This is a genomic window from Nonomuraea sp. ATR24, from assembly GCF_041950485.1.
GTDB lineage: Bacteria > Actinomycetota > Actinomycetes > Streptosporangiales > Streptosporangiaceae > Nonomuraea > Nonomuraea ceibae.
Window position 1 is genome coordinate 62,104 of sequence record NZ_JBGNUU010000022.1, and the last position, 12,117, is coordinate 74,220.

The 12,117-nt window shown below is 72.1% G+C and carries 12 protein-coding genes; 6 read left to right on the forward strand and 6 right to left on the reverse strand.

The window, feature by feature from the left end:
- The first annotated feature begins 32 nt into the window (after positions 1-32).
- Genes ACBI99_RS37300 through ACBI99_RS37315 form a run of 4 tightly spaced genes read left to right on the forward strand, consistent with a single transcriptional unit; the run spans position 33 to position 4,278 of the window.
- The gene (locus ACBI99_RS37300) at positions 33-1,601 is read left to right on the forward strand and encodes an amidohydrolase (protein WP_219500246.1); all 1,569 of its coding nucleotides are present in this window, start codon (positions 33-35) and stop codon (positions 1,599-1,601) included.
- Between the two features lie 16 nt (positions 1,602-1,617).
- Positions 1,618-2,571: an ABC transporter substrate-binding protein gene (locus ACBI99_RS37305; protein WP_357586176.1), complete on the forward strand. Its 954-nt coding sequence runs from the start codon at positions 1,618-1,620 to the stop codon at positions 2,569-2,571.
- 1 nt (position 2,572) lies between these two features.
- Entirely contained in the window at positions 2,573-3,481 is a 909-nt protein-coding gene (locus ACBI99_RS37310) for an amino acid ABC transporter permease (RefSeq protein WP_375074638.1), read from the forward strand.
- Positions 3,482-3,510: 29 nt separating this feature from the next.
- A complete protein-coding gene (locus ACBI99_RS37315; protein ID WP_219500383.1) occupies positions 3,511-4,278 on the forward strand; it encodes an amino acid ABC transporter ATP-binding protein in 768 nt (255 codons plus the stop codon).
- 7 nt (positions 4,279-4,285) lie between these two features.
- Here the strand turns inward: ACBI99_RS37315 and ACBI99_RS37320 are convergent, their stop codons facing one another.
- A complete protein-coding gene (locus ACBI99_RS37320; protein WP_219500385.1) occupies positions 4,286-5,320 on the reverse strand; it encodes an iron-containing alcohol dehydrogenase family protein in 1,035 nt (344 codons plus the stop codon).
- A 175-nt stretch (positions 5,321-5,495) separates the two neighbouring features.
- Here ACBI99_RS37320 and ACBI99_RS37325 point away from each other — a divergent pair, with 175 nt between their 5' ends.
- Entirely contained in the window at positions 5,496-5,768 is a 273-nt protein-coding gene (locus ACBI99_RS37325; protein WP_219500250.1) for a hypothetical protein, read from the forward strand.
- On the opposite strand, the gene ACBI99_RS37330 is transcribed toward ACBI99_RS37325, so the two are convergent.
- The 3 genes from ACBI99_RS37330 to proS form a co-directional block, all read right to left on the reverse strand.
- Positions 5,722-6,603: an alpha/beta fold hydrolase gene (locus ACBI99_RS37330; RefSeq protein WP_219500252.1), complete on the reverse strand. Its 882-nt coding sequence runs from the start codon at positions 6,601-6,603 to the stop codon at positions 5,722-5,724. The genes ACBI99_RS37325 and ACBI99_RS37330 overlap by 47 nt on opposite strands.
- Positions 6,600-7,274, reverse strand: coding sequence for a TetR/AcrR family transcriptional regulator (locus tag ACBI99_RS37335; protein ID WP_219500254.1), 675 nt, complete (start codon positions 7,272-7,274; stop codon positions 6,600-6,602). Before ACBI99_RS37335 ends, ACBI99_RS37330 begins: the two co-directional genes overlap by 4 nt.
- A 76-nt stretch (positions 7,275-7,350) precedes the next feature.
- Positions 7,351-8,784: a proline--tRNA ligase gene (proS, locus tag ACBI99_RS37340; protein ID WP_375074639.1), complete on the reverse strand. Its 1,434-nt coding sequence runs from the start codon at positions 8,782-8,784 to the stop codon at positions 7,351-7,353.
- Positions 8,785-8,849: 65 nt separating this feature from the next.
- Between proS and ACBI99_RS37345 the strand changes: the two genes are divergently transcribed.
- Complete coding sequence (locus ACBI99_RS37345) at positions 8,850-9,353, forward strand: class I SAM-dependent methyltransferase (protein ID WP_357586184.1); 504 nt, start codon at positions 8,850-8,852, stop codon at positions 9,351-9,353.
- Here ACBI99_RS37345 and ACBI99_RS37350 read toward each other — a convergent pair.
- Entirely contained in the window at positions 9,338-10,879 is a 1,542-nt protein-coding gene (locus ACBI99_RS37350) for a DUF5722 domain-containing protein (protein ID WP_357586186.1), read from the reverse strand. The two genes, ACBI99_RS37345 and ACBI99_RS37350, sit on opposite strands and share 16 nt — an antisense overlap.
- Positions 10,880-10,971: 92 nt before the next feature.
- Positions 10,972-12,006: a LacI family DNA-binding transcriptional regulator gene (locus ACBI99_RS37355; RefSeq protein ID WP_308125604.1), complete on the reverse strand. Its 1,035-nt coding sequence runs from the start codon at positions 12,004-12,006 to the stop codon at positions 10,972-10,974.
- Between the last annotated feature and the right edge of the window lie 111 nt (positions 12,007-12,117).

The following is a 12,117-nucleotide window of genomic DNA, read 5'->3' on the forward strand; positions in this document are numbered from 1 at the left end:
TCACCGTCACTCCAGCACCCTTGAGAGTCACTTTGAGCATCCGTGTGTACCGCAACGCCGCCATCCACACCGGGGCGGACGGCCGCCCGCCGGCCCAGGCCATGGCCGTGGACGGCGAGCACCTCGTGGCCGTCGGCACCGAGGCCGAGGTCCGCGAGGCCGCGGGCCACGGCGCCGAACTCGTCGACCTGGACGGCGCCGCCGTCCTGCCCGGCCTCTACGACGCCCACATCCACACCGCCCAGTACGCCCACAGCCTCGACGCCATCGACCTGCGCGACGTCCGCTCCCTGGCCGACGCGCTCACCCTGATCGGCGCGCACGTCGCCAGGTTGCGCCCCGGCGCCTGGCTGTTCGGCGGCCGGTGGAACAGCAACACCTGGAACCCCCCGGCCCAGCCCGACCGGTACGCGCTCGACTCCGTCAGCGGCGACCTGCCGATCGCGCTGCCGAACATCGACGGCCACACCGTGTGGGCCAACTCCGCCGCCCTGCGCCTGGCCGGCATCGACGCCACCACCCCCGACCCCGTCGGCGGCGAGATCGTCAGGGACGCGAACGGCGAGCCCACCGGCATCCTGCGCGAGTCCGCCTCCTACCCGCTGCGCGCCCTCATGGTCTCCGACGACCTGAGCGACAAGCTGCGCCGCGCCCAGGACGAACTGCTCTCCCTCGGCCTCACCAGCGTGCACGACATCGACGGCGAGGACTGCCGCGACGCCTACCTGCGGCTGCGCGACGCCGGCCAGCTCAAGATCCGCGTGCACAAGGCGATCCCGACCGTCCACCTGGAAGCGGCCATCGCCGAAGGACGCCGCACCGGCCAGGGCGACGACTGGATCCGCACCGGGCCGGTCAAGATCTTCAGCGACGGCGCGCTCGGCTCGCACACCTGCCACATGAGCGAGGCGTTCGCCGGCGACTCGGACAACGTCGGCATCGCGGTCACCCCGTACGACGACCTCGTCAAGCTGTTCAGGACCGCGGCGGATGCCGGCGTCGCGATCGCCACGCACGCCATCGGCGACCAGGCCAACCACCTCGTGCTGGACGCCTACGAGGCCATCGGCCGCACCCCCGGGCTGCGCCACCGCATCGAGCACGCCCAGCACCTGCGCCCGGCCGACCTGACCAGGATGGCCAGGCTCGGCGTCGTCGCCTCCATGCAGCCCGTCCACTGCACCAGCGACATCGACCTCGTCGACTCGCTGCTCGCCGGCCACGACCTGGCCTCCTACGCCTGGCGCGGCATGCTGAACGCCGGCGTCGCGCTGGCCTTCGGCTCCGACGCCCCCGTCGAGCACCCCGATCCGTTCGCCGCGCTGTACGCCGCGGTGACCCGTACCCGCCAGGACGGCACCCCCGTCGGCGGCTGGCAGCCGGAACAGCGGCTGAGCATGGCCGAAGCGATCACCGCGCACACCCTCGGCGCGGCCTACGCGGCAGGCGAGCAGGACCGCAAGGGCCTCCTCGTCCCCGGCATGCTCGCCGACTTCATCGCGGTGGACACCGACCCCTACCAGGAGTCGCCAGACGCGGTGCTGCGCACCAAGGTCATGACCACCGTGGTCGGCGGCGAAGTCCGCTGGCAGCGAGCCTGAAGGAGAGCCACCCCCCGTGAACACCCGTATCCCCACCCTCCTCGTCAGCGGCGCCCTGCTGGCCGCCACCGCCGCCTGCGGCGCCCAGTCCCTCGACGCCGCCGCCGGTGGCGACGCGGAGCCCGCGGCGGAGGTGGTCCTCGACCAGGCCCCCGCCGAGGAGAAGGCGGCCGGCGTCATCAACGCCATCACCCCGGACAAGGAGCTCGCGGCCAAGGTCCCCGCGGACGTCAAGGCCGAGGGGCTGAAGGTCGTCTCCTCCATCGGCTACCCGCCCATGGAGCTGTGGGCGAGCGACGGCAAGACGGCCATCGGCTTCGACCCCGCGCTGGCCAGGGCCATCGCCAGGAAGCTCGGCGTCAAGTACACGCTCACGGACGAGGAGTTCAACTCCCAGATCCCCGGCGTGCTGACCGGCCGCTACGACTTCGTGATCTCCTCCATGACCGACAACGCCGAACGCCAGGCGAAGATCACCTTCGTCGACTACGTGAAGGCCGGCTCCGGCCTGCTCGTCAAGAAGGGCAACCCGGCCGGCGTCAGCACCCCCGCCGACCTGTGCGGCAAGACCGTCTCCGTCGTCGACAACGGCTCGTCCCTGGAGCTCGCCGAGAAGTACGACGCCGACTGCAAGTCCGGCGGCAAGCAGGCGCTGAACATCCTCAAGTTCCCCGGCGACACCGAGGCCATGCTCCAGGTCATCAACGGCCGCGCCCAGGCGACCATCACCGACTACGTCGTGGCCGCCTACAAGGCCGCCGACCCCAAGGTCGAGGTCGAAGCCATCGCGCTCGAAGGCACCGAAAGCCCGTGGGGAATCGGGATGAAGCCCGACAACACCGCCCTCATCGAATCGGTCAAGGGCGCGCTCGACTCCCTGATCAAGAGCGGCGAGTACGGCAAGATCCTCGCCGCCTGGAACCTCGACAAGCTCGCCGTCGAGTCGGCCGTCGTCAACGGCGGGAAGTAGCGTGCGCACCGAACCGATCGCCGGCCCGTCGGGGGCCATGATCCCCGTCGCCCGCACCCGCCACTGGGGCCGCGTCCTGTCCGCCGTGGCCGCCCTGGCGATCTTCGGCTGGCTGCTCTTCCTCCTCGTCGTCAACCCGCGCCTCGACTGGAGCGCGGTGGCCACGTACCTGTTCAACGAGCGGATCCTGGCCGGCGTCTGGGTCACCGTCGAACTGTCCGTCCTGGCCACGATTCTCGGCCTGGTGCTCGGCGTGGTCATCGCGATCATGCGGCTGGCGCACAACCCGGTGCTGAGCCGGCTGGCGACGCTCTACATCTGGTTCTTCCGCGGCACGCCCGTGCTGGTCCAGCTCATCTTCTGGTACAACCTGGCCTTCCTGTTCCCGGCCCTCATCATCAAGATCCCGTTCACCTCGATCGGCCTCATGTGGGACACCAACCAGGTGATGACCGGGTTCACCGCCGCCATGCTGGGACTCGGGCTCAACCTGGCCGCCTACTTCGCCGAAACCGTGCGCGCCGGCATCCAGGCCGTCGACACCGGCCAGAGCGAGGCCGCCTACGCGCTCGGCATGACCCCGGCCAAGCGCATGCGGGTGATCGTGCTGCCCCAGGCGCTGCGCATCATCATCCCGCCGACGGGCAACGAGTTCATCTCCATGCTGAAGACCACCTCACTCGTGTACGTCGTCGCCGGGCACGACCTGATGACCAACGCGAGCCAGATCTACAAGACCAACAACATGATCATGGAGCTGCTCATCGTGGCCAGCCTCTGGTACCTGCTCCTGACCACCGTCGCCACCTTCCTGCAGGGCCGGCTGGAACGCCGCTTCGGCTCCGACGCCGTCCGGCTCGTCCGCCGCGGCGGCGTCGCCGCCAAGGTCCTGCCCAAGGTGCCCGCGTGAGCCCCGTCGTGCGCGCCACGGGCGTGCGCATGAGCTACGGCGACGTCCAGGTGCTCAACGGCGTCGACTTCGAGGTCGCCGCCGGCGAGGTCAGCTGCGTCATCGGCCCGTCCGGCTCCGGCAAGTCCACGTTCCTGCGCTGCCTCAACGGCCTCGAACCGGTGCTCGGCGGCAGCCTGCGCGTGCTCGGCGAGGAGGTCGGCCACACCCTCCGCGACGGCCGCTACCACCCCTGGTCGCCCAAGGAGTACGCGGCCTTCCGCAAGAACATCGGCATGGTGTTCCAGCGCTTCAACCTGTTCGCCCACCACAGCGCGCAGGAGAACGTCGCCTGCGGGCCCGTCCACGTCCTCGGCACCCCCAAGGACCAGGCCGGCAAGCTGGCGCTCGAACTCCTCGACCGGGTCGGCCTCGCCGACCACGCGCACAAGCGGCCGCACCAGCTCTCCGGCGGCCAGCAGCAGCGGGTCGCCATCGCCAGGGCGCTCGCCATGAACCCCGCCCTGATGCTCTTCGACGAGCCCACCTCGGCGCTGGACCCCGAACTGGTCGACGAGGTCCTGGAGGTCATGCGCGACCTGGCCGCCGACGGGATGACCATGGTCGTCGTCACCCACGAGATCGCCTTCGCCCGCGAGGTCGGCGACCGGCTCACCTTCTTCGCCGACGGCGTCGTCGTCGAGCAGGGCCGCCCTGCCGAGCTCCTGGCCAACCCGGCCCACGAACGGACCAGGGCGTTCCTGTCCAGCGTCCGCGGCCCCGGCGCCCCGGAAGCGGCCCTCCGATCGGACGCCTGAGGAGTGGTCAGGCCGTGAAGGTCTTGACGTAGGCGCTCACGCGGTCGGTGAGCTGGGGCTCGGAGAGGTCGAGGTGCTCGAGGATGGTGTAGCGGCCCGGACGGGTGCGCGGCGCGTACGCCACGGCCTTGGCGAAGTCGGCGTCCGACAGGCCGAGGTCGGCGGGCGTGCGCGGGAGGCCGTGGCGGCGCAGGCACGCGGAGATGAGCTCGGCCTTGGCGTCGTCGCCGCGCAGGAACGTGCAGAACAGCGCGCCCACTCCGGCGAGCTCGCCGTGGCTGGCCGTGCCGGGGAAGAGCTCGTTGACGGCGTGCATGATCTCGTGATCGCCGCCGCTGGCCGGGCGGCTGGACCCGGCCACGGCCATCGACATGCCCGACATGATCAGCGACTCGGCCAGCACGGTGAGGAACTCGTCGCCGCGCGCCGGGCCCGGCTGGTGCAGCACCACCAGGGCCGCCGACCTGGCCATCGCCACCGCCAGGCCGTCGATCTGCTCGCCTGCCTCGGCCGCGGCCAGCTCCCAGTCGGCCACCGCCGACAGGTCGCTGATCACGTCGCCGATCCCGGCCGTGGACAGCGCGGCCGGGGCGGACCGGACGCGGTCGAGGTCCACCAGGACGGCCGTCGGCATGACGACCCCGTAGGAGCCGGTGCCCGATTCGTGGCGCAGCGTGCTGACGGGTGAGGCGATGCCGTCGTGGCCCAGGCTCGTGGTCACTGCGACCATCGGGATGCCCGCCATGTGCGCGGCGAACTTGGCCACGTCGATCGTCTTGCCGCCGCCGATGCCCGCGATCGCCTCGAACTGGCCGGAGCGCAGCCGCTGCCCGAGCTCGACGGCCGAGGCCAGGCTGCCGTCGGGGATGCGGAGCACCTCGGCGCCGTCGATGCGCAGCTCGTCGCGGATGGCGTCGCCCTGGCTTGGGCCGACGGCGACGGCCACCCGGCCGCTGCGGGCGATCTGCAGATCGGACAGCAGCGTGCCCAGACCGGCGACCGCGCCGGCCCGTACGTCGATGAACAGGGGTGCGGCGAGCATGCGGGCCAGCAGGGGCATGGGTGTCCTTGTCGTCGGTGGCCGGGTGTCCGGCCGATCATAGGCCGGAGGTCCCGCCCCGCTGCACCGGACGAAAGGACGATTCCGCCCGGTTCATGCGGTGGGCGTGGTCGGCGGGGTGGCATTCTGGGAGGCGGCCGTCGTAAGGAGACCAGTGATGACGCAGCCCGCGTTCCGCCGCACCCCGCTCACCACGGACGAAAGGGCCCGGAGTGAGGCGGGCTTCGTGCCGCTGGTCGTCGAGCACCTCACCACCCACGGGCGGTTCCGGGTGAGCGCCGACACGCCCGAGATGGTGGAGCTGTTCCAGGCGGTCGCGCGGCAGGCGGGCGAGAGGCTGGGGCGGCCCGTGGTCAGCTACGCCAACGGCCGCTACATCGTGATCACTTTCGCCGACGAACCGGCTGAACTTCGTCCAGCAGGCCCATGACCAGGGCGTTGACCTCGTCGGGCCGGTCCAGCGGGGCCAGGTGGCCCGCGCCGGGCACGACGGCGTAGCGGCCGCCGGGGGCGAGCGAGGCGGCGCGGCGGACGACGGCCTCGTTCACGGCGGTGTCGTGCTCGCCGTGCACCCACAGCGACGGCACCGCGAGCCGGTGCAGGTGCGGCAGGTGGTTCAGCCGCATGCGGCGCGGCCCGTACGCGGTGATCTGCCAGTCGTCCAGGGCGGCCTCGCCGTGCGCGGCGCGGGCGCGCGCCTCGGCCTCGGTCATCGCCATCACCTCCGCGAAGTCGCGCGTACGCTCCCCTTCGGTGAGCGCGTCGACCATGGAACGCCGCAGGTAGGCGGAGGAGGCCAGCCACTTCATGGTCCAGCGCAGCGCGGGCCGGGAGCGCAGCGCGAGCCAGGTGACGAACTGCCAGGGGCGCACGTCGTCCAGCCCGCCCGGGTTGACCGCGACGAGCGCGCTGACCCGTTCGGGGCGGGTGAGCGCGTAGCCGGTCGCGAGGCCGCCGCCCATCGACAGGCCGACGAACGGGGCCCGGGCGACGCCGAGCCGGTCGAGCATGTCGTCGAGCACGCCTTCCAGCCGCTGCTGGTCCAGGGTGCCGGTCCAGGGGCGTGAGCCGCCGTGCCGGGGCAGGTCGGGGGCGATCACGTGCCGGGTGCCCGCCAGGGCGGGGATCAGGTGACGCCAGATGAGCGGGGCGACGTCCAGCATCGCGCCGTGCAGCAGGACCACGGGCGGGGCGGCCGGGTCTCCGCTCCGGTGCACGCTGAGCGGGCCGCCGTCGAGTCGCAGCACGGTGGTGGAGGTGGTCATGGTGCTCCCATCTGGGCGTCGAGCCGGTCGAGCAGGGTGTCGTGCGCCCGGCGCACCGCCGCCGCGTCGGCCCCGGCCGGGTCGAGCTCCCAGCCGGCGCTGATCAGCGCACTCATCTCGCGTACGGCCCGCGCGAGCCGCTCGCGGGGCAGGTCGCCCAGCACGGGGGCGGCGTTGATCAGGCCGACGGAGAAGACGGACATCACCAGCGAGGCCGCGTCGGGGTCGACGTCGCCGCGCAGCAACCCGGCCTCGCGCAGGTCGCTCGCGTAGCCGGTCAGCCAGTCGAGGCGCGGCCCGTACCGTTCGGGGCCCTTGTCGCGTACGTAGTCGCCGAGGACGGCCGTGTCGGCCAGGTAGAAGGCGAGCATGAGCTCGTCGGCCAGCAGCGCGTCCATGCTGATGCCGTACAGCTGGGACAGCGTGACGGGGCCGTCGTGACGCTCGACGCGCCCGCGCACGGCGGCGGCCAGCTCCCGCATGGAGCGCGCCAGCACGGCGTCGAGCAGCGCCTCCTTGGAGGGGAAGTCGAGGTAGACGGCGCCCTTGCCGATGCCGGCGCGCCGGGCGATGTCGGCGATGGTGGCGCGCGGGTAGCCCTTCTCCAGGATCACGGCGCGGGCGTGGTCGAGGATCACCGCGGCGCGGTCGGGGATCGTGGGGCGTGGCATGCGGCCTCCCGGGATCGAGGTAGTGACCACACTAGCAGTTCTGGTCACTACCGCCGATCCCGGGAGGCCGGCCCGGTCAGTAGGAGCGGCCGAAGATCACCCGCTTGCCGTAGGCGGCGGGCCGGCCGCAGCGCACGCAGACGCCGCTCTCGGCGGCCCCGTCGAGCGGGACGCACCGGGGCGTCGCGCCGGTCTCGGCCTTGATGTCGTCCTCACAGGCGGGCTCGCCGCAGTGCGGGGCCAGCGCCCAGCCCGAGGCGACGGCATCGGTGAACGAGCCCCAGTCGCCGGCCGCCCGCGTGTGGGCGTCGCGGAACTCGGTGGCCCGACGCAGCAGGAACGCCTGGAAGTCGTCCAGCACCCCCGGCAGCACCTCGGCGGCCGAGTCGAGAGGGATCGGCTGCTTGCCCTCGTCGCCGAGCCGCTTGGCCATGACCACCGTGCCGGACTCCAGGTCACGCGGCCCGAGCTCCAGCCGGACCGGCACCCCGCGCAGCTCCCAGTCGTTGAACCGGTAACCCGGCGACAGGTGGGCGCGGTCGTCGACGTGCACCCGCACCCCGGCCGCCCGTAGCCGCCCGGCGAGGTCGCGGGCCGCGGCCGGCACCTCGTCGCCCCGGCCGATCGGCACGATCACCACCTGGTGCGGCGCGAGCCGGGGCGGCAGCACCAGGCCCTTGTCGTCGCCGTGCGTCATGATCACGCCGCCGATCATCCGGGTCGACATGCCCCAGGACGTCGTGTGGCAGGTCTCCTGCCTGCCCGTCTCGGCGGTGTAGCGGATGTCGAACGCCTCGGCGAAGTTCGTCCCCATGTAGTGGGAGGTGCCCGCCTGGAGCGCCTTGCCGTCGCGCATCATGGCCTCGATGGTGAACGTGCGTTCCGCGCCCGCGAACCGCTCCCCGGCGGTCTTCTCGCCCGGCACCACCGGCAGCGCCGCGATGTCGCGCGCCACCTCGGCGTAGAGGTCGAGGGCCAGCATCGTCTCGCGCATCGCGTCGTCCCGGTCGGCGTGCGCCGTGTGGCCCTCCTGCCAGAGGAACTCCGTGGTGCGCAGGAACATCCGGGGCCGCATCTCCCAGCGCACCACGTTGGCCCACTGGTTGAGCAGCAGCGGCAGGTCACGGTGGGAGGAGATCCACTTGGCCATCATCTCGCCGATGATCGTCTCGGAGGTCGGCCGCACGATCAGCGGCTCCTCCAGCTCCTTGCCGCCCGCGTGGGTGACGACCGCGAGCTCCGGCGAGAAGCCCTCGACGTGCTGGGCCTCGCGCTGCAGGTAGCTCTCCGGGATCAGCAGCGGGAAGTACGCGTTCTCGTGACCGGTGTCCTTGATCCGCCGGTCCAGCTCTCCCTGGAGCAGCTCCCACAGCCGGTAGCCGTACGGTCGGATGACCATGGTGCCCTTCGCCGGTCCCCGGTCCACCAGCTGGGCCTTGGCGACCAGCTCGTTGTACCAGGCAGAGAAGTCCTCGCTCTGAGGTGTCACACCGCGTTCATCACGTCCCATCCACAGAGGATATCGGGCGCTGTCCAGGGATTTTCGGCGTTCCGGCCCGCTGCTAGGGTGCCCGCATGGCGGTGCCGGAACGGCTGGCCTGGGCCGTCGACACGCTCGACGTCCAGGCGGGCGAACGGATCCTGGAGATCGGCTGCGGCCGTGGCGTGGCGGTCGAGCTGGCCTGCGACGCCGGAGCCACGGTCACCGCGATCGACCGCTCGGCCACGATGATCGAGGCCGCCCGGCAGCGCAACGCCCACCACGTCGCCGCCGGGCGGGCGATCCTGCGGACCGCGGCGCTGGCCGACGCCGACCTGCCGGAAGGCGCGTTCGGCAAGGTCTTCGCGGTCAACGTCAACGTGTTCTGGACCGGCGTCCCCGCCCGCGAGCTGGACGTGATCCGCCGGGCCCTGGCGCCGGGCGGCACGCTCTTCCTGTTCTACGAGCCGCCCGGCGCGGCCAGGCGCGACGACCTGCTGGGGCGGCTGCGGCTGGACGGGTTCGCCACCGAGGTGCTGACCGGCGGCGACACCCTGCTGTGCGTGCGCGCCCGGCCCGAGGGTCAGGTCAGCGCGTAGCCCAGCACCTGTTCGTGGACGAGACCCTCGCAGCCGGCCTGGTCGGTGACGAGGTGGTCGCCGCCCGCCGAACGGCACCGGTGCAGGGCGACGGAGCCGGGCACCTGGCTCGTGTGGATGTGGCCGACCGGCCCCATCGCGAACTGGCCCTCGCAGCCCGGGTCACGGGTGAGCATGGTGTGCGCGGCGACCTTGCACTCGTACAGCGGCACGGTGCCGGCCGCCTGGTTGCGCAGCAGCTTCCACACGCGCTCCTGGGTGAAGCCGGGCGGCAGCAGCCGGGAGGTGGCCACGTGCCCCTTGGCCGGGTCGTAGCCGCGCCGGAGCTGGGTGTGGGGCAGCAGCTCGAACCCGCACGACAGCCGGGGCGGCGACAGGTCGGCGCGGTTGGCCAGCGCCCAGGTCGCCCAGGCGGGCTTGGCCGAGCCGTCGGTACGGCGCAGGCCCACGCCGAGGCCGGCGGCCGTCTCGTCCGGGTGGTCGGTCATGCGGTGCCAGATGTAGCTCTCGATGCCCGGGGTGCCGAGGACGTTGCGGAAGCTGTTGCAGAGCTGCGTGGCCTGGGCGGCCTCCGACGAGGGCGACAGGGAGTTGACGCCGCTCTCGGTGAGCTGCACCTGCCAGGCCGAGGGCGTGCCGGGGAACTGCTGCCGCAGCCAGCCCACGAGCACGCCGATGTTGCCGTAGGTGACGCGGGGGAAGTCGTCGGCGGAGAACTGCGGCGCCAGCAGGTTCGGCGGGTACGGGTGGTAGGCGACGCGCCAGGCCCGGTTGCCCGCCCGGGCGGCCAGGCCCTTGAGCACGGTCATGCCCGACAGCATGGCCTCGTGCGCGGCGGGCCGGTCGTAGGCGGTGCCGAAGTAGTGGTCGAGCGAGGTGAGGACCTTGGCGGTGGGCTGCTGGGCCATGACGGCGTCGTAGGCGGCGTTGTACGTGGCGGCGATCGCGTCGAGCCAGGCGGTGGTGTCGCAGGGCGTGCCCTGGCCGCAGCCGATGTCGAACCAGATGTTGCTGTTGACCTCGTTCATGACGACGAAGTCGGCGATGCGGCCGTTGCCGTGCTGCCCGTCGTAGCGCTGGGCGAGCATGCCGGCGAAGCGGCCGTACTCGGCGGGGTCGTTCGGCACGCAGAACTTCTCGAAGCCGGGGGCGTGCGGGGTGCAGGTGCGGCCCTGCCGCGCCCAGGCGGGGGTGCCGTAGACGACGGCGGTGACGACGAGGCCGCGGGCGGTCCAGTCCTTGACGGCGGAGTCGACGGCGGCGTTGACGGTGTAGCAGCGTCCGCCGAACTCCTGGGCGCCCGTGGCGCACGGCGGGGTCCTGACGGTGGGCTCCCAGTCGGACCAGACGAGGTTCATGGCGACGCCGCCGGCGTTGTTGCCGGATATTTCGTTCTTGTCGGGCCAGAAGTCCGGCTGGAGGCCCTTGATGCGGTAGTCGGAGCGGGTCGGGTACGGCAACGCGGCTGTGGCGTCAGCGGGGACGGCGGCGACGAGGAGTAAGAGGAAGGCGACGAGCCAACGCATGGGACCTCCTGGATTTAAACGTCTCAACAATGACGCCCAGAAGGCGGCCCGGCAAGACCCGTTTTCCTGCGAGGATCGGCTTTGAAACGTGCCTAGCCGCTCGTCGACGCCCTGACCATGAGCTCCGGCTGGAAGACGATCTCCTGGTGCCAGTGGCCCGAGTCGCCCCGCGCGTCGGTCAGCAGCAGCTCGGCGGCGGCCTGGCCGAGCTGGTGCTTCGGCTGGCGCACCGAGGTCAGCGCAGGCGACAGCAAGGCCGCGAACTCCACGTCGTCGTAGCCCATGACCGCCATGTCGTGCGGCACCGAGACGCCGCGCCGCTCCAGCCCGCGCAGCGCGCCCAGCGCCACCGTGTCGTTGACGCAGAACAGCGCCGTCGGCCCGCCGCGCGCCGGCAGCCGCTCCAGCGCGGCCTCACCCTCACGCGGGGTGAGCGCGGGCAGCGTGATCTCGGTGATCACCTCGTCGGGGTCGAGCCCGGCCGCGCGCACCGCCTTGACCAGCCCTTCCCTGCGGTCGGCGCACTGCCGCACGATCGGCGGCCCGTTGAGGAACGCGATGCGCCGGTGGCCCAGCGACAGCAGGTGCGCGCCGGCCAGCTCGCCGCCCCGGACGTTGTCGACCGCCACCGCGCACAGCTGGGAGTCGGCGCCCGGCCGGTCGAGCAGCACCATGCCGATGCCGCGCCGGCGCAGCTCGACCAGGTGGGAGATGTCCTGCCCGGCGGGCGTGATGAGGATGCCGGGCACCCGGTGCTGCTCCAGGATCTGCAGGTAGTGGGCTTCCTTCTCGATCGAGTCGCCGGAGCTGCAGAGCACGAGCAGGAGCTGCTCCTGCGACAGCCTGGTCTCGATGCCGGGCAGCACCTCGGAGAAGAACGGGTTGCCGATGTCGCGCACCATGACGCCCACCGAGCGGCCGGAGCCGCCGCGCAACTGCCGGGCGGGCGCGCTGGGCACGAAGCCGAGCGCCTTGATGGAGGCGCGCACCCGGCGCAGCGTCGGCTCGGCGACCAGCTCGGGCCGGTTGAGCACGTTGGAGACCGTGCCCACGGACACGCCGGCGTGGGCCGCGACGTCGACCATGCTGAGCCGGCGGCGCTCGGCCGGCCTGTGGATGTCGGTCACCGGGGGAAAGCCCTTCTGGTCACCTGGCTGGAAGCGTCCAGTCTACCTGTTGAAATGTTTCAGCCGACCGCGCCGTCGGGCTGGGCCTGGGGGAGCGGGCATTGACGCGGA